We start from the raw sequence: 18,265 nt of genomic DNA, 5'->3' as shown, positions 1-18,265 counted from the left end.
GTTGAGTAAGAGTCGATGGGCAACGCGCGTTTGCCCAATTATCGAATATCGCTGCGGGTGAAGTTTTTTCGAGCGTGTGAGGATCTGTGGAATCTGTTTGGTGTGTGGCCATAACGAGAGGGATCCCTACGCAGTGGGGGCATATGGTTGGTTTGATCCGAGCGCTTCCTGCTCGCGTGTCGATCAGTTCTCTATCGTGTTGCAGATCACTCCTCGGTACTACTCTTTCGGGGACAATATTGAGGGGCGTGATGCTCCCTCGGAGATGAAACGCATCTCACCCTCTCGCACTAGACATGGAGACGGCTTCGCTACACACCGCCGTCGCCACCAATGACGCAGTAGTGGGTGCTTGATCACGCAGCGAATTATTCGAGGAGAATTCCCCATGAACAACATCGTCGAGACGAAAAGTCTATTGGACCATTCCTTTGTCATGACAATCGATGGGCAGTCGGTTAGCAGCGTTTCTGTTGCACCCGTATACAACCCCGCCACAGGCGTGGTCGTTGCTCACGTTCCGGTCGCCACCCGCGAAGTTCTGGACAGGGCGGTCGAGTCGGCTACTCACGCGTTCGAGGATTGGTCCAGGCGACCAATTGCTGAAAGGCAAGCTGCTGTTTCTGCGATTGGTGATCGACTCGAGGCTCGCGCTGAAGAGTTTATGGAGCTGTTGACAATGGAGCAGGGTAAGCCGAGAGCAATGGCCGAGTGGGAGGTGTACGGCTCGATTGCATGGTTCCGCGAAATCGCGAACCAGTCACTTCCGGAGGAAGTGCTCGAGGACACCTCGGAACGGCGGGTGATCAGCAGGCATACTCCGCTCGGAGTTGTTGGTGCGATTGTGCCGTGGAATTTCCCAATTCTCTTGGCGGTGTGGAAGATTGCTCCGGCATTGGTTGCGGGTGACACGATGATAGTCAAGCCGTCGCCGTTCACGCCTTTGTGCGATTTGGCGCTGGTTGAGATGGTCCAAGATCTGCTTCCACCCGGCGTTCTGAGCGCTGTCAGTGGTGACGACGAACTGGGCAAGTGGATTACTTCGCATCCGGATATCGCGAAGATCGCTTTCACAGGTAGTACTGAGACCGGAAAACATGTCATGCGCTCGGCAGCGGAGACACTCAAGCGTGTCACGTTGGAGCTTGGCGGCAACGACCCAGCGATCGTGATGGGTGATGTGGACCCGGCCAAGGTTGCGCCACAGATATTTTGGGCTGCGTTTCAGAATAATGCCCAGTTCTGCAATGCCGCGAAGCGGATCTATATTCATGATTCGGTGTACGACGCAGTGCGTGATGAGTTGGTCGCGTACGCCAAGACCGTGGTCGTGGGAGACGGGGCGAACGATGAGACCCAGCTAGGACCTATCCAGAACGCTCCTCAGCTTGCGAAGGTCAAAGAGTACTTCGACGATTGCGCGAAGAACGGATACACATTCGCGCTCGGTGGGCAGATCGACGACAGCGCTCAGGGATGGTTCGTACCCGTCACCATCGTCGACAATCCGCCGGAAGACTCCCGCCTGGTGGTGGAAGAGCCGTTCGGGCCGATTCTCCCGCTTCTGCTGTGGAGCGACGAGGACGACGTCGTTCGACGGGCTAACGACACGGTGTGGGGTTTGGGCGCGACTGTGTGGGGTGATGATCTCGCCAGCGTCGAACGTATCGGGCGACAACTCGAGGCCGGCACTGTGTGGCTCAACGAAGTGCACCAGTACTCACCACATCAGGTGTTCGGTGGGCACAAGCAATCGGGGATCGGCGCCGAGAATTCGCTTCACGGATTGGCTGAATACACCAACCATCAGACGATCACGCTCAACAAGGTTCCGGGTTCGGTGGCGTGATGTCTGACACTCGTGAAAGCGAACCGGTGAAGACCCTTGCCGCCGTGCACCGTTCCGGCGAACGGGCACTCTCGCTCGAGACTCTCGATATCGCATTGCCGAGGCCGGACGAAGTTCTTGTGGACATCGTGGGGTCTGGCATCTGCCATACGGATCTCGGCGTGATGGCGTCCGACGACGCAGGCCCGATCGTTCTCGGTCACGAAGGATCCGGTGTCGTTCGGCAGATCGGGGCTGATGTCACCACACTCAGCCCGGGAGATCACGTCGTACTCTCGTTCAACCACTGTGGCACCTGCGACAACTGTGTGGCCGGCATCCCGGGGCACTGTCGGACTTTTGTCGCCTCAAACCTCACCGGGTTGCGCGGCGACGGGTCCACCCCTCTGACGACGAAAAAGGGAGACCCTGTGAGGGGTCACTTTTTCGGTCAATCCTCGTGGTCGCGCACCGTGGTGACTACCGAGTGGAATTGCGTCAAAGTCGACAAGGACTTGCCTCTGGAGTTGCTCGGACCTCTGGGGTGCGGAATCCAGACGGGAGCGGGAGCAGTACTGAACACACTCAATCCCGAACCCGATTCGTCGATCGCGATTTTCGGCGCCGGCTCGGTCGGAATGGCCGCAATCCTCGGTGCTGTGGTGGCGGAGTGCACGACAATCATTGCCGTCGATATCGATCGCGGCAGGTTGGAGGCGGCACGCGAACTCGGTGCAACTCACATCATCGACTCCAGTGCGACAGATCCGGTTGACGAAATCCGCCGTCTGACAGATGGATACGGTGCACGCTATTCAGTGGAGTGCATAGGACTTCCGGCAGTGGTCAACGCAGCAATCGAGTGTCTGCAGTCTCCTGGTGTGTGCGCGTCGGTAGGTTTTCAGGGTGTGCCGAACAACGTGACAATTGATCAGGGCCACTTACTCTTCGGCCGCAGTCTGGTGGGAGTCATCGAGGGCGACGCAGTGCCGACCGAGTTCATCACCCGGATGATCTCGCTCTACCGGGCCGGAATGTTTCCCTTCGACCGGCTGATCGAAACCTTTCCGTTCGAAGAGGTCAACGCCGCACTCGAGGCGGTTCACAACGGGTCGGTCATCAAAGCCGTACTTACGATGGACGGTGTGTAGTGCTCGCCCGCCCCACGTTCGGTCCTGCTGAGATTCTCCCGTTTGCTGCGTCTAGGGCGCCGGACAAGACGGCCTTGGTGGTCGCGAACACTCGGCTAAGTTACCGAGAATTGGACGAGCGGTCGAACGCAGTCGCTGCCGGTTTGCAAGAGCGCGGCATCCGTGCGGGTGACGTGTGCTCGGTGTACTCGCAGAACTGCTGGGAATGGATCGTTGCGTACCACGGCATCCTGAAAGCAGGCGCTGTCGTCAACCCCGTCAACGTCATGTTGACCGGTACCGAACTCGTCTATGTGCTCGACGACTGCAAGGCCAAGGCTGTTTTTGCCGGCGGGGCGCAGATGGAGGTCGTAGATTCTGTCGCCGACCAGCTGACGGGGTTGAAGTTGATCTTCAGTTTTGGTGACGGCGGACCACAGTCCGTCCCGTTCGCGGATCTGCTCGCGATCGGTGCTGGACGACAGTTCGATCAGCAATCTGCGGACCCCACAGCTTTGTGCAGCATCGGTTATACCTCTGGCACTACAGGGCATCCGAAGGGAGCGATGCAGTCACATCAATCCATTCTGCTCAACTGTGCGCTTACCGCGGCCATGCACGGTCGGACCGCGAATGATGTGACAGTGACAGCACTTCCAGCCCCCCACGTGTATGGAAATGTTGCTATCAACTCCACGTTCCTCTCAGGCGGAACCGTCGTATTGATGGAACGCTTCGACGCAGCCGGTGCGTTGAGTCTGCTCGAAAGTGAACGAGCAACGATGTTCGAAGGCGTTCCAGCGATGTACTCGATGATGGTCGCATCGGAGGCGTTCGTCGCTACGGATCTGTCGTCGCTGGAGAAATGCACCATCGGAGGCCAGACCTTCACACCCGACTTGATTCGTCGGTGGAACACCCGCACACCGGTGCCGCTTCTGGAACTGTGGGGGATGACTGAAATATCGGGTCTCGGCACTACCCATGCTCTCTATTTGCCTCAGGTCAATGGATCCATCGGGGTCGCGCTCCCCGGCATGGATTTGCGTATCGTTTCTCTCGACGATGGAACAGAAGTTCACCCCGATGAGCACGGTGAGCTGACGGTGCGAGGACCGCTGGTAATGCTTGGCTATCACGGTCGGCCGGATTCGACAGCGGAAGTGTTGTCGTCCGACGGCTGGCTCCGCACGGGTGACGTCGCGTATCGGGACCGCACCGGGCACGTCTTCATCGTGGACAGACTCAAAGACATGATCATCACCGGCGGCTACAACGTCTATCCCGCCGAGATTGAGCGAGTGGTCGGATCTCACCCGGACGTGGCGATGGTCGCTGTCGGCGGCCTCCCTGACGAAGTGAAGGGTGAGATTGCCGTTGCCTACGTGGTCGCAGTCGAGCACGTAGACCTGGACCCTGATGCTGTCCTCGCGTATTGCAAGGGACGTCTGGCGGCGTACAAACGCCCACGTGAAGTCATCGTGGTGCAGTCTCTGCCGACAACGTCCTCCGGCAAATTGATGCGCCGAAAGCTCAGTGAGATTCACCCTGGAGCAGCCATCCCTCCGCTGTCCTGCAGGGATAAAGAAGGCCCGAATAACTATCCACACGATGGAAGCGCAGATCACATCGAATGATGGAGTGTGATTGCGGCAACAATTGAAAGTACGGGCTGCTGAGAAGTCAGCTCGAATACTCGGAACAGGAGCACCCATGCAGGTCGTTGCGGAAGGTTTCAACGCCTTCGAGACCAAGAAGACCCCCACCGGCGAGGTCAAGTACCTCGGGTCACCTCAAGATGTCATCGAGGTAGTTCAGTCCGGCAAGCTCGCTGACTACATCCTGCTCGTCCGTGGCGGTACCACCACCTTCCTCACTCCCGCCCTCAGCATGGGTGCCAGCGGTGTCATCACCATGTCCGGCGCCCCCGAATCTCATCTCGGAATTCTCTCCCGTGAATTCCAGATCCCCTGCGTGATGACTGCCCACCTGACCGGCAGCGATTCGCGCTACGAAGTAGGAAACACCGACGACGCTCACTTCGAGGAAATCGCGCAGAGCCTGGTAGGCAAGACTGTCCAACTTCACTGCGACGACTCCGAGGTCGGCCGCATCAGCATTGTCGACTGATCCGACGACCCGAGAGGCAGACGCACACATGACTATCGAATCCACACCAGAGTTGATCGTGTCCTACAAGAAGCGTTACGAGCCAGCCGACGACGGACTCCGCTTCCAGGAGCTGACTTTCGAAGGAAACTTCGTCGGTCAGGAGCCGCTGCGTGACGGCATTCTCGGAGACAAGGTCCAGAAGCAGCGCGCCAAGAGCAAAGTCCTCGAAAAGGTCTCGAAAGAAGACGTCCTCGAAGACCAATTCACGCTCGACGAGCTCAACGACCTGAACAACTACCTGGCCTGGAACATCTGGGACACCCTGGTGATGCGCGCAACCGAGGGCGTTTCCGGAATGATCCCTCGCCAAGAATACGAGATCCTCGCGTTCATGCACGAGTTCTACCGCTGGCCCGAGATCATGACCATGATGACCGACGAGGTCGGGGCACAGGGAATCCTCGACATAGGAGCCACCGCTCGTCGGGAAATTGGCACCAAGATCAACTCGGTGCACGACTGGTCCCTCGGAGCAGTGGGATTCGGAATGGGCCGATGTGGGTTGCTCGCGCTCGAGGCAATCGGGCCGGACGATTACATCGAAGAGAGCAACACGATGCTCAAATTCATGCAGCGCATCGAGTTCGGCAAACGTCAGGACGGATACATCCTCAATTCGCAGGATCGCTACCGTTGCCAGATTCACGAGGACGACTTCCTGCAGACGATCATCAGCCAGCTCGAAGAGTTGGAGCCGGACAGCCCGAAACAGAGCAAGTTCACAAGGTTCAACGCTGCAGCGGAACTTCTGTCCTTCCTCGACCACATGGACTGCCGGCTCGGACTCGGCGACACGGGTCCGTACGAACTGCCGAACGGCAACGTGTTGATTCTGCGAGATCTGTTCGTCAACGAGCCGATCTTCCACTGGAGTGATGTGTGCGATGACGCCGGACTCCCGCACGCGTACACCATGGCCATCGAGATCGATCCGAAAGCCCTGGGATTGCAAGAGATTCGTGTCAACGACATCTCCACCACGTTCACTCGCCCGAAGAACTACATCCCCGGCATCGTGGGCGGCGCAGTCTTCGCGCGTGAGAAGTGGGACACGCCGATGTCCGAGGTGCGCAACATCCCGATCGACGAACTCGATGCCGAGCTGCCCAAGGTGCAGGATGCCACCTTCAAGATGTACCGCAAGGTCTCACGGATGTGCCGCCGCGACCTGATCTGGGCCGGCCAGTACGTCTACTACGTCGACATGATTCTTCCGTACCTACGAAAGTCGGGAACATACGACAAGGCATGCAACGAGTACCAGCTCTGGGAGATCGACCAGCGCGTGTCGAACTACTACTACGACATCGGCAAACGCGGATTCGCCCAGGAAGTAGTCCCACACAAGATCTTCTCGGGCAAGGGCTACCTACCGTTCGGTGAGGGAGCCGATCTGCGCAAGTCGAAGGGCCGCTGGCTCTGATATTCGATCGCCCCGTCACCAGGTGAAGGACACAGGCCCGACCCTTATGTCCTTCACCTGGTTTCACTATCGAAAGACGAACATGACTCAGACATTCTTGAACAAAGACCTCTACGACGTGCTCAACGCCGTTGCTCTGAAAAAGATGGCATCCGCGTCTGCGGTCGCCGATTCGACAGGCCAACAGATCGACGGCGTCTCCGGTTCGTTCGCCGATCTACAAGAGCGGAACCTCATCGCATTGGTGGGCGACACCGCGATGCCCACCGACAGTTCCGCGCAGGTACTGATCGACTCGGCATCACAGATCTACTCCGATCTGCGCGTCGACCCCAACGTGCTGACCGTGGCCGACAAGTTCGAGGATGTGAATTCTCGCTTCCTCAAGACGATGGCATCGTGGCAGCAGATCGAAGTCGGTGGCCGCAAACTCGCTAACGATCACACCGACGCAGACTACGACGCGAAGGTAATCGTCACGATCGAAAAGTTGGTGGCACGGCTGGAAGGCTTGCTGCAAGCACTCGCCGAGAAGGACCCGCGGTTCGCTCACTACGTGACCAGATTCGACCGTTCGGTGGACAAGGTCGACGAAGGAGATATTTCCTTCGTGTCCGACCCCACCAAGGATTCCGTCCACAACGTGTGGTTCGAGTTCCACGAGGACTTGCTGCGCACGCTCGGCCGCGCGCGCAAGGAATGAGCGAGATGAGTGCAGCAATCACCACGTCCAGTTTGACCAGGTCCTTCAACGAAGCCGGGCCCGTCGACCGAGAATTGTTGGGCGGTAAAGGCTACGGGCTGGTCGGAATGACCCAGAGCGGCCTCAACGTGCCGCCTGGATACATCGTTTCGACCTCGGCCTGTCACAAGTACCTCTCGAGCGGCGAACTCGAGGATGACCTTCAGATCGACATTGCAGGCCGGTTGGCCGATCTCGAAGCACTGACACAGAAGAGTTTTGGGGGCGGACCACATCCACTGTTGCTTTCGGTACGCTCTGGCGCACCGATCTCGATGCCGGGGATGATGGACACCATCCTCAACTTGGGGCTCAACCGTGACGCTGCGATCGCACTCGCCGAGTCCACAGGCGACTTTCACTTTATGGCAGATGTCCTGTTCCGCTTCCACAATATGTACTCCGAGACTGTGTTAGGCGCCCTGGAAACCCCGGACCGCGACGACCTCGATTCGCTACTCGGTGAACTGGACGACTCGGCGTCGGCGGGTGAGGTGTACGACACTGTGTGGTCTCATTGCCAGACTCTCCTGCAGGACGAGTTGGGCGAGCAAGTGCCCAGTGAACCCATACAGCAACTCCTGGGTGCTGTAGAGGCGGTGTTCCGTTCGTGGAACACCAAGCGCGCCATCAAGTATCGCGAATTGCACAAAATTCCGGACAGCATCGGCACCGCGGTCGTAGTGCAAACGATGGTCTTCGGAAACCTGGACGAGAGCTCGGGATCCGGAGTGGTGTTCACTCGCAATCCGGTCACCGGTGAGCCTGGCTTGTTCGGCGAATACCTTGCAGCCAGCCAGGGCGAGGACGTGGTCGCAGGCACTCGAACCCCGGACCCTGTGTCATCTCTCAGCGACCAACTCCCGGAGGTGTTCGCGGAGCTCGAGTCGACCTGCGCGGAGCTCGAGCGCACTCGCGGAGACGTTCTCGACATCGAGTTCACCGTTGAACGCGGCGTGCTCTACATGCTCCAGGTTCGAAACGCCAAGCGTACAGCCCAGGCCGCAATCCGAATCGCAGCCAATCTGCTACAGGAAGCTGTGATCACGCCGGAAGTGGCACTGGACGCGGTCTCACTCGATCAGATCCGACAGGTTCAGCGCCCCGGATTCGATCCCGTTGCCTACGAGCAAGCCCGTCAAAATGGACGCGTACTCGGCAAAGGCGTCGGCGCCGCGCCCGGACACGTAGTCGGCGAACTCTACTTCACGTCCGAAGCGGCCCAAGAAGCCGCCAAGAACGGGCGCACGGCCATTCTCGCTCGCCCGGTCACCAGCCCCACCGACCTACACGGCATGATCGCGTCCGCTGGAATTCTCACCGCAACAGGAGGATCGACGAGCCATGCGGCGGTGGTTGCGCGCGCACTGGGAACAACGTGCGTTGTCGGTGCAGGCTCGCTCGACATCGACCCCGCGGCGGGAACGCTGACCGCAGCAGGGGTGACACTGAACGCTGGTGACGTCATCTCGCTCGACGGAACGAGTGGTGAAATCCTCTCCGGTGCAGTAGAACTCAGCGAACCAGCAGCGGAGGACCACAACTTGGCCGAGCTGTTGACCATCGCGCGCTCGCGCTCGACGGTAGAACTGTTCGCCAGGGTGACCACCGTGGATCAGGTGACGCGCACAGCTGCCGCCGGCGCGATCGGCTTCGTTGCGGGAATCGACTCCGTTCTCGCCGCTTCCGGTCACCTCGATTCGATCTTGAACACGATCTATCAGCACGATGCACGAAGTGCAGCCTCTCTGCTCGAACGGGCGGTCGCCGAGGAATTCTCGAAGATCTTCGCTGCCGCTGGCGAGGTCGAATTCGGCGTCCGTGCAATCGATTTCGACGCTGACGAATCAAGTGAACTGCTGCGATCATACGAGCTGTTCATCGCGCACCCCGAACTGGCACTTCCGCTCGGCTCCGTCGAGTTGCTCGAAGCCCAGATTCGCGGCATCGCGAAGGCTCTCGAGAAGGTCGATCGTCCACCGGCTGTTCATTTCACCGTCCGCAAGATCAACGAGGTCGCCGAAGTGGAGGCGCTTGAATCCGCCCGCGCTGCCGCCAACGCCCCGGTCGAGATGGGCGCCTACATCGCGACGGTACTCGGAGCCACACAGATTCCCGTACTCGCTCGCTCCACCCACGCACTCTGGATCGAATTGAGAGAACTGCAGGCCACAGTGCTGGGGATCCCGACCCGCCATCTGCATACTGCGGAGCCGCTGGATTCGTACGTTCGACGAGGACTCCTGGATGTGGACCCTCGCAGCGATCTCGACGGGCGGGTCGAACTTTCGCTCGACGCCGCAGCTGCCAGCGCGGACGACGGTGCTCGAATCGGCATTCGGCTGACTGGCCCGTTCACGGCCGAGCTGGTGAACAAGATAATCGATAGCGGATTCACGCGGCTTGCCGTCGACGCAGACGAAGTGCGCACCGCAACGCTTGCTCTGGGGCGAGCATCCAACGCCCGAGCGTGACAAGTGACGATTGTTGGCGAGGATCGAAGATCCTCGCCAACAATCGTCATCCGGCTTTGCCCATGCACCAGACGACGAGTCAGTCGCTGAGACGTCCGAGGGTAGGCACGCGAACAGCATCTGCAACATCGAGTAGCCGCAACGCCAGATCAGCCCGCATACGGTCAGCGTGCAGGGACAGATCGAGATCGGTCAGCTTACGGATCAGCTCCAGCCTGTACGAGAGAGTTTTCGGGTGGACATAGAGTCTCTCGGCAGCAGCTTTCTGCGAGCAATTCGCATCGAAGAAGGCTCGCAGCGTCTGGAGAAGAGCGCCCTCGTGTTTTTGGTCGTACTCGGTCAGAGGTTGGGTGATCTCGTCGATGAAAGCTGCGAGATCAGGACTGTCGCCACTGCCGAGAAGTAGGCGCACGATGCCGAGTTCGTCGTACAAGGACACGGTGCCAAGACGCCGCGCGGCTGCATGCGCGGTTCGTGCTTCGTCGAAGGCAGTAGGGTAACCGCTCGGATCATCACGGACGGCGCTCATTCCCCATGACACCGAGAAGTCTGCATGCACGTCCGTGACGAGCGCGCGGTACTTGTCCAGTTGGAAGCGGGCGCGTTCGCGATCCTTGATCGGCACCAAAACCACGATCCAGTTGCCGCGGATCGCGGACAAGGTGGGTAATGCTGGGGACGAGCATGTCCGGATCCTGTCCAAAATGCTGCGCCGCGCTTGGTCCAACGACGACGTACTCCAGCCCTCGCGGTCTGCGAGAGCCTCGGCATTGTCGATGACCCCGTAGGCCACGCGGTGTGCGCCTTTGAGCCTTACCCCCATCTGGTGCGTGCGGGTACGTGCAGCGGATCGCTGTTCGGGAGTTCCGTCGAGCAGGTCCCATAGCAGTTGATCGAGAGCCTCGGCTCGTGCGGCACTTGCAGCGCGTGCCTGCAGTTGCGCCAGCGAGCACACCATCGCCCCCTGACTGCACGCGATGCTCATGAGATCGGCCGAGGTGTTGTCGCCGCGTAGGAACACGGCACCGTACTGGGCGTCTCCCGCCGCAATCGGATGCGCCCAGATCGAGGTTCCGGGTGCGATATCCACCCGATGCGCGCGTTGCGGTAGATTTCCGCTTTCACCGGTAGCCGCTGTAAGTATCGCTGCGGCATCGAGCGCACGCGGATAAAGAGCGTCGACATCGCCCGAGGCTGAGGCGATCACGACATCGCAACCGAGTTCGGTGCCCAAAGTGCGAGCGACGGAACCTTCGATCGCATTGTTGCTCAACACGATATCGAGCAGGCTCTGTTGCAGTTCCGAGCTTCTGCTCAGGAGCGCAAATTGTCGCTCGAGCGATATCTTTGCGGTATCGAGTTCTCTGACCATCGCCCGCTGAGAATCGTAGAGTCGACCATTTTCGATGGCGATTGTCGCGAGGTCGGCGAGCGAGATGAGCCGGCGAACATCTCGATCTGTGAACGAGGAATATCGACGTCTCCATACCTCGAGGACACCGATGAGTTCGCCATGCACGGTGAGAGGAACTGCAAGAGCCGACCGTGTGGCTTCTTGAACAGCTAAGGACATGAAGTCGGTACTGATAGTCGAATCCTGGAGGTAGCTATCTACCTTGGCGACCTGGCCGGTTTCGAACACCAACCCCGCTACACCCTGCCCTCGCCTCATCGTCAGACGTGCGGTGTCGATGACTCGGTGGCCGGTACAGCTTCGCATGTGGAGAAGATCGCCGTCACGCAGAAAGACACCACAGATATCGGATTCGGACATCCGTAGTGTGTGGTTGGTGATGGCCAACAAGACCTGATCGAGATCTCGCGCACTCAGTATCTGCTGGGCGACGGTGCGCATCACATCTGCCTCGTCGTCAAGTGAGGCGATCTCGTCCGCCGCCACCCCTTCTCTCGCGATCAATTCCACCCACACGCACGCTTGCCGAAGAAGATCCAAGGATATTTCCGGAGGGGGTGGCTGAGCGCACACCACTGCGGTGCGGCCGACAGCGACCCCTCGGGGTAATAGCGTGCCGGCATTCACTTCCAGAGCAGTCAAGGCTCGTTGATCCAGCTCGGCGACGTCACCATCGGCAACGGTCCATTCGAGGTCGTCTCGGCGGAACACGTTAAGAGGGCAGCCAGATCCTGCCGCTATGACCAGCGACCGTGTCGCATCATGTAAATCATCAGGAATTCGAGTGAGCAATGCGCGCAGTCGCTCGGCAGAATCATGTGCTGTTGTCATCACTATCGGCCTTCCCGTCATCCCCCCGTTTCATCGAGTGACAATCTGTGAACAGCGATTGCGCTCTGTGAACAAAGATTGTCACGGAATGTCGATTACAGCCTTCATCACTCGCCGTTCGGCCATCGCGGCGTACGCATCGGGGACGCCAGCGAGGTCGGTCCGATAGTCGATGACTACTGTTGGGTCTATTGCTCCTGACCGTACCAAGCCGTCGATCCGGTCGCGGTCTCGCATAGCGTTGCCGATTGCAAAACTGATCGTGAGCTCGTCAGCGAAAGCCCTCGCGACCGGGAGCGGATAGGTCGGCTGCGGATGTACACCCACCGATACAAGCGTCCCGCAGCGGCGAACCAGGGACAATCCGGTATCGAGTCCTCGCGGGCCGCCGACAGCCTCGATGACCGCATCGGCACCGCGGCCATCGGTCAGCGCATCGAGCACCGAGCGCGCCGACTCCGGTGTCGCCGTTACCGCTCCGTGTTCCTGCGCGAACACACGACGCGCCTCGACTGGCTCGATCAGAACGACAGGCCCAGCCGAACAAGCCTGCGCGCACAAGCTTGCGAACTGTCCGACCGGTCCACCGCCGATCACTGCAACGGTATCGCCAGGTGAAATCCGACTCTGTTGCACGGCCGCGTATCCGGTGGCGAGAATGTCCCCGGTGAACAGCGCCGCATCCCACCCGACACCCGAACTGACCGGCGCGAGGACGCTGTCGGCGAATGGCACTCGCACCAGCTCGGCCTGCGCTCCAGCCAACGGAGGACCGAATGCCTCTCCCGTGCCGAAGAACTGCCGGTCGGCACACTCCCATTGATGTCCACCACGGCACCACCAACACTGCCCACAAGCAGTGAAATCTGCCCCGCTCACCCGAACACCCGGCACAAAGCGTCTGACCGCGGAGCCGGTGGCGACCACCTCACCGCAGAACTCATGTCCAAGTATCGATCCGGCAGAAATACCGTCTGGGTGAGCAATCGTGTGGAGATCCGTCCCACACACGGCGGCACGTCGAACCCGCACAAGAGCATCGGTCGGTGCCTCGAGAACCGGATCCGGCACCTCAACGACTCGAACATCGTTGACGCCTGCGAAAACGACAGCTCTCATGCGCGCACCACCGTCCGATCGAGATCGGCTACGCGCGCCGAGATTTTCTCTGCCGCGATCTTCAGCTGGGCATGCTCGGACTCAGCGAGAGGGAGTTCGACGATGCGCCGTAATCCCTTTCGGCCGAGCTGAACCGGGAGCCCCACGAACGTTCCGGTTATCCCATATTGACCGTCCGCGCGCACTGTGGCAGCGATGGTCTCCGACGAGTCCGACGCCATTGCAAGAACCATCTTCGCTGCCGAGGCACCCGGCGCGAAGAAGGCACTGCCCGTACCGAGAAGTCCGACAACTTCGGCCCCGGAGTTTCGCGCGCGGTCGACGAGACCGTCGACAATCGAGGCTTCGAGACGCTGCGTGATCGGCTTTGCTCCAATTCTTGCCAGGGAAAGCGGAATGACCATTTCATCCCCATGACTGCCGAGAGCGAGAGCGGACACTTCTGTCGGAGATACTCCCGCCGACAAGGCCGCCAGCGCTTCGAATCTTGCACTGTCCAGTACACCGGCCATGCCGAGGACACGTCCGGGCGGGAAACCGGACTCGGCCCAAACGTGGTGCGTCATCTCGTCCAACGGGTTCGTCACGACCAAGATGACGGAGTCAGGCGACGTGCGAGCAACGTCTTTCGCGAGGACGCCGACGATTTCCGCATTGACGGTGACCAGATCGCCGCGCGTCATTCCGGGCTGGCGGGCACGCCCAGCGGTAATCACGACGTACTCGGCGCGGCCTGCAGCTGCGATCGAACCCACACCCGTGATCTTCGTACGAACACCGAGCAAGGACGTGACGTGCGTCAGGTCCAGCGCGACCCCTGCTGCCAACCCTTCGTTGATATCGACCAGGACGACCTCGTCGATAGCATCGGCTTCGGCCAGTTTGAGTGCGGTAATCATCCCGACGTGGCCGGCACCGACAACGACTACCTTCTCGACCCGGCCGGAACCTGGCAGGGAACGTCGCGACGAACTCACAGATTCGGCCCCAGAACCGAGTGCTGCGGGTGCAACAGCAGGATTCAACGGACCGCCGCGCCGATAGAGAGCAGGTGAGGGTGGATCGAGATATGCCGGCGGTTTCTGTTCCAGAAACGAGGTGGTCCGAAACTGCTTCACAGGCTCCGAGGGTGACATCGCATCGCGACTGGATGCCGAAACATTCGAATTCAACTGCGAAGCCGCAGAATTCGTTGATACCTCGATGGCGACACCTCTCTCGCGAGCAAGTTCACGAGCAAGGGGAGTCACGATGTCGCGAGGAGCGACAACCAGTCTATTCGTGTTCGACGCCGCTGATTCGACGTCACTTACGCCGAAGACAGTCATCGACGTGCCTCCTCCTGGCCGTCGAGGGCCTCCAGAGCCGCCACCGCGGCGTCGCGGGCAACAGCAACTTCACTTTCGTTGCCGGCCAGAAACATTCGGCCGAAGCGGCCGACAGCACGAATCTCGATGACGTCGATGTCTGCAGCCTTCTCTGCTTCGTTGGCCGCCAACGAGACATATGCGGCGGGTGCGACTTCCATGATGAAGAGGCTCGAACCAGGCATCAACAGTGTGCCTTTGCGCCACTTGTTGATCAACTGCGCTTGATACCCGTGCACATTGGTGATGAACTGCGTCGAGGCGATGACCGGTTTGATGCGGTCACTTTCCTTCATCCCGAGCGATTCGAGCATTGCCTCACCGGCAGCGAGAACCTCGGCTTGATGCTCCGAATGGATTTCCAGGAGGCCGAATTCTCGCTCGATTATCTGCAGTGCCGGACGCACTCCGGCCGCCTTCAGCGCAATGTCGGCGGCCTTGAACACTTCGTTGCCCGGCGCCATTTCGACGAACAACTCGGCCATCCCGGCAAGGGGCGGATCTCCGGGACTGGTGGCCGCGATGTGAGCCGCGCACTGTGGTTGCATTCGGTCTATGAACGCGTAGGTCCGTAGTGTTGCTGTGCCTGTCATGACGCATACCTCGCGATTCCGAGTGGGGTGATGAGCAGGGCGTGCGGATAGGAACGCACTTCTCTGCCCAGAAATTTGCTGATGACGGCGTCCGCACCGGGCAACATCAGTGCGCCTCCCGCCAGATGCACATCAAGTTCGTCCGCGCCGGACGTCAAATCGCGGATGGAGGACGCGATTCTCTCGATTCCAGGGCGCAAGATGGCCAAGTAATCGTGATTTCCTGCCCTTTTCCGTTTCTCCGCCTCGGCGAGCTCGATACCCAATGCGCCGGCGAGCACCAGATCGAGATGATGGCCGCCACCGGCGCGATCGTCCAGCGCGACGAGCTCACCGTCACGCAGGACTCCCACGCCGGTGGAACCCCCGCCCACATCCACCACGACACCGTCTTTGATCCCGAGCGTCTTGTTGGCGGCAGTGACCTCGTCGACAAGGACGACGTCTTCGAACCCGGCGCCTTCGAGCACGAATCGGCAGGCACGACTGTCCGCTTCACCGATGCAGGGTGGGAATGCCGTGGCTCCGCTGAGCAGTTCGTGGCCTAGTTCTTCTTCCGCGCGAGCCTTCAGCTGTCGAACCGCGGTCACTGCTGCAGCGAAATCGACAACCACCCCGTCGCGCACGGCGGCGGTGCGGTCGAAGTCGATCCAGACAGGTTGGTCATCGTCATCGATGACTGTGATGACGCAGGTGGCGGTACCCAAGTCCACTCCAGTCCTCAGACGCCCCACCGCTAGGCGACTCGACCGTATGCAGTTATGTGCGTGCTCGAGGACCGCAGCGACATCGGTGGTCTCCATCAGGAGAACACCCCTCGCCATGGCCGCGCCTCATGTGCAACACGTTTGATGTTGACAAGGTGGAGCGGGGTGACGTTGTCGGAGCAGATCGAACCGCTCCACGTTCCGGTACCGATCTGGAAGGACGGATCGATATTGGTCGAATAGCCCATCCCGCCGAAAAGTGCCGGCGTGTTGACTACAATCCGGCCGGCAGGCAATTGACCGAATTTCGCAATAACGTCAGGATTAGTGGCATGCACGGCGACGGTATGCCCTTCGCCGCCAAGCGCGAGGATTTCTCGGCACCGACGCCAGCCGGACTGAAAATCGGGTTCGCGGTAAATAGACAAAACCGGGCCGAGAATTTCTCGCGACAGAAGTGCGTGGTCTCCGACTTCGGTCATTGCTGCCGCGAGCACCTTGGTTGAGCCAGGCACGGCAAAGCCGGACATCTCTGCCAATCGGGTCGCCGACTGTCCCACAGCGTTCGGCCGCAGTCCACCGCGCTCGTCGAAGAGTGTGGCAACCAAGGCTTTCTGCTGATCGGCCGACAACCATGCTGCTCCCGCAGCCGTCAATTCTGCGACGAAGACATCGGCGATCTTCTCGTCCAACACGACAGACTGCTCGGCAACGCATGCCGTACCGTTGTCGAACGCCTTAGAGGTGACGATCATCGTCGCTGCTTCCGCCAGATCAGCGGTTGTACGGTCGACATAGGCAGGCACGTTTCCGGCGCCGACAGCGATTGTCGGCTTGCCGCTCGAGTATGCGGCAGCGACCATGGCAGGCCCTCCGGTCGCCAACACCAACTGGACGTCTGTGTGACGCATAAGCTCGCGGGTCGATTCGAGCGTCGGCTGTGTCAGACATGCGACCAGATGTTCGGGTGCACCGGCAGTGACCGCAGCATCAGCCATGATTTCCGCAGCCTTCGCGGAACATTTCACAGCCCGCGGGTGAGGCGCGTGAACTATCGCATTGCCTGCCTTGACAGCAGCGAGGCTTTTGAAAAGTACTGTGGCGGTGGGATTGGTGACCGGAATGATCGCGGCGATGACTCCCATGGGGGATCCGATCGCGGTGACCTTATTCTGTTGATCGGCCCACAGAACACCTACAGCTCGCCGTTCGAGCATCCAGTCGGCGACGTAACCGGTGTTGAATCGGTTCTTGATGATCTTGTTCTCGTAGACGCCGTATCCGGTCTCGTCGACGGCCATCCGAGCCAATTCTTCTGACGCTTCATACCCAGCTTTAGCCATGGCGCGCACGATGTTGTCGAGCCACCCCTGGTCGGCGCCGTCGATCGCCTCGAATGCGCGCCGTGTTGCCGCGACCTGGGCGCGTACATCTGCGATTGCTTCCAGGTCGGCATTCAAAGCGGTTGTCACTGGGATCTCCCTCCCGAAGTTTCAGCGCGGGCTATGAGGCTGAACACTGCAGTTACGCTCCCTTTGGACGGGTGAGGGTAGCGAGGATCGACTCGGTCTCGTCATGGGGGCGCGGGATGACGTGGACGGAAACGACCTCGCCGGCCTTGCCAGCAGCGACTGCTCCAGCGTCGGTGGCGGCTTTGACTGCTCCGACGTCGCCGCGCACCATCACGGTAACGAGACCGCCGCCGATCTCGCGGTGACCCAGGATCTGGACATTCGCCGCTTTGACCATGGCGTCGGCGGCTTCGATCGCGCCGACGAGTCCTTTCGTTTCGATGAGTCCAAGTGCGCCGGCGCCGCGAGCGGGCAAGTTGTTAGGTGTTGTTGCCATGGTGTCCTCCGTGTGGACTTCGTTTAGGTGGGGTTCGAGCGGATGGTCGTAAGTCGGTTGCTATTTGGAGTAGCTGACCGCGCCGTGGGTGATGATCGTGTCGGCGATGGCGACTATGGCGGCATCGGTGGGAACGGTCTCGGCTCCCGCAGCTATTCGTGCGCCGCTTCCGGTCGCTACCAGTACTACCTCGTCTTGACCTGCGCCGATCAGATCTATGGCGGCGTAGTGTCCCGCTGCACTGTCTGCGAAATCTTCGACAAGCAGGATCGTCGTACCAGAGAGTTGAGATGCTTTCGCGGTGGCGACGACTTGTCCGACGACTCGTGCAAGCTTCATGTCCGGTACAGCCTTCCTTGAGGTCGATCAGACGATGCGCGTATCCGCGCCGCGTGCGGGGAGCTTCGTCGCGTCACAGTTGTTGTGCGAGAAAGGATCCCTGCTCAGGACGCTACGGTGACCCCGCCCACACGTGCGTTATCTTGAAGAGATAGAACTGTCTAGCTGGATTGTCTCCATGCGATGTGGCGCACGACTCCTGTTGCCCGTCACGCTAGTTACTATCACCCGGACCAGCCGGTTGATAGAACTACGTCTATTGCCCGTTGAACAGCGCG

Annotated in this window: 15 protein-coding genes; 7 read left to right on the top strand and 8 right to left on the bottom strand. The window is 60.0% G+C overall.

Features of this window, described 5'->3' with window-relative positions; all coding sequences use genetic code 11:
* Positions 1–388: 388 nt before the first annotated feature.
* The 7 genes from R4P64_RS29865 to R4P64_RS29835 all read left to right on the top strand — a co-directional run bounded on the left by R4P64_RS29865 (position 389) and on the right by R4P64_RS29835 (position 9,769).
* The gene (locus R4P64_RS29865) at positions 389–1,849 is read left to right on the top strand and encodes an aldehyde dehydrogenase family protein (protein WP_317823792.1); all 1,461 of its coding nucleotides are present in this window, start codon (positions 389–391) and stop codon (positions 1,847–1,849) included.
* Positions 1,849–2,979 carry an NAD(P)-dependent alcohol dehydrogenase gene (locus tag R4P64_RS29860; protein WP_317823791.1) on the top strand — a complete coding sequence of 377 codons (1,131 nt, stop codon included), beginning with the start codon at positions 1,849–1,851 and terminating at the stop codon, positions 2,977–2,979. Before R4P64_RS29865 ends, R4P64_RS29860 begins: the two co-directional genes overlap by 1 nt.
* Complete coding sequence (locus R4P64_RS29855) at positions 2,979–4,595, top strand: class I adenylate-forming enzyme family protein (protein ID WP_317823789.1); 1,617 nt, start codon at positions 2,979–2,981, stop codon at positions 4,593–4,595. Before R4P64_RS29860 ends, R4P64_RS29855 begins: the two co-directional genes overlap by 1 nt.
* Positions 4,596–4,671: 76 nt before the next feature.
* Complete coding sequence (locus R4P64_RS29850; protein ID WP_317823788.1) at positions 4,672–5,088, top strand: PEP-utilizing enzyme; 417 nt, start codon at positions 4,672–4,674, stop codon at positions 5,086–5,088.
* Positions 5,089–5,116: 28 nt separating this feature from the next.
* Complete coding sequence (locus R4P64_RS29845; RefSeq protein WP_317823787.1) at positions 5,117–6,553, top strand: hypothetical protein; 1,437 nt, start codon at positions 5,117–5,119, stop codon at positions 6,551–6,553.
* An 82-nt stretch (positions 6,554–6,635) separates the two neighbouring features.
* Positions 6,636–7,256 (top strand): hypothetical protein, encoded by a 621-nt coding sequence (locus tag R4P64_RS29840; protein ID WP_317823786.1) that lies wholly within the window; start codon positions 6,636–6,638, stop codon positions 7,254–7,256.
* A 5-nt stretch (positions 7,257–7,261) separates the two neighbouring features.
* Positions 7,262–9,769, top strand: a complete 2,508-nt coding sequence (locus R4P64_RS29835) for a pyruvate, phosphate dikinase (protein ID WP_317823785.1) — start codon at positions 7,262–7,264, stop codon at positions 9,767–9,769.
* Positions 9,770–9,848: 79 nt separating this feature from the next.
* Here the strand turns inward: R4P64_RS29835 and R4P64_RS29830 are convergent, their stop codons facing one another.
* The 8 genes from R4P64_RS29830 to R4P64_RS29795 all read right to left on the bottom strand — a co-directional run bounded on the left by R4P64_RS29830 (position 9,849) and on the right by R4P64_RS29795 (position 17,987).
* Positions 9,849–12,014 carry a helix-turn-helix domain-containing protein gene (locus R4P64_RS29830; RefSeq protein ID WP_317823784.1) on the bottom strand — a complete coding sequence of 722 codons (2,166 nt, stop codon included), beginning with the start codon at positions 12,012–12,014 and terminating at the stop codon, positions 9,849–9,851.
* Between the two features lie 81 nt (positions 12,015–12,095).
* Positions 12,096–13,133: an alcohol dehydrogenase catalytic domain-containing protein gene (locus R4P64_RS29825; RefSeq protein ID WP_317823783.1), complete on the bottom strand. Its 1,038-nt coding sequence runs from the start codon at positions 13,131–13,133 to the stop codon at positions 12,096–12,098.
* Entirely contained in the window at positions 13,130–14,461 is a 1,332-nt protein-coding gene (locus tag R4P64_RS29820; RefSeq protein WP_317823782.1) for a malate dehydrogenase, read from the bottom strand. The genes R4P64_RS29825 and R4P64_RS29820 overlap by 4 nt, the downstream gene beginning before the upstream one ends.
* Complete coding sequence (locus R4P64_RS29815) at positions 14,458–15,093, bottom strand: hypothetical protein (RefSeq protein WP_317823781.1); 636 nt, start codon at positions 15,091–15,093, stop codon at positions 14,458–14,460. The genes R4P64_RS29820 and R4P64_RS29815 overlap by 4 nt, the downstream gene beginning before the upstream one ends.
* On the bottom strand, positions 15,090–15,896 hold the full coding sequence (eutJ, locus tag R4P64_RS29810; RefSeq protein ID WP_317823811.1) for an ethanolamine utilization protein EutJ: 807 nt from the start codon (positions 15,894–15,896) through the stop codon (positions 15,090–15,092). Before eutJ ends, R4P64_RS29815 begins: the two co-directional genes overlap by 4 nt.
* A complete protein-coding gene (locus tag R4P64_RS29805) occupies positions 15,896–17,272 on the bottom strand; it encodes an aldehyde dehydrogenase family protein (protein ID WP_317823780.1) in 1,377 nt (458 codons plus the stop codon). Before R4P64_RS29805 ends, eutJ begins: the two co-directional genes overlap by 1 nt.
* 52 nt (positions 17,273–17,324) lie before the next feature.
* Entirely contained in the window at positions 17,325–17,648 is a 324-nt protein-coding gene (locus R4P64_RS29800; RefSeq protein ID WP_317823779.1) for a BMC domain-containing protein, read from the bottom strand.
* A gap of 60 nt (positions 17,649–17,708) precedes the next feature.
* The gene (locus tag R4P64_RS29795; RefSeq protein WP_317823778.1) at positions 17,709–17,987 is read right to left on the bottom strand and encodes a EutN/CcmL family microcompartment protein; all 279 of its coding nucleotides are present in this window, start codon (positions 17,985–17,987) and stop codon (positions 17,709–17,711) included.
* Between the last annotated feature and the right edge of the window lie 278 nt (positions 17,988–18,265).

This window comes from Rhodococcus sp. IEGM 1366 (genome assembly GCF_033142425.1).
Classification (GTDB): Bacteria; Actinomycetota; Actinomycetes; order Mycobacteriales; family Mycobacteriaceae; genus Rhodococcus_F; species Rhodococcus_F globerula.
This window is presented reverse-complemented; position numbering and strand designations above follow the sequence as displayed.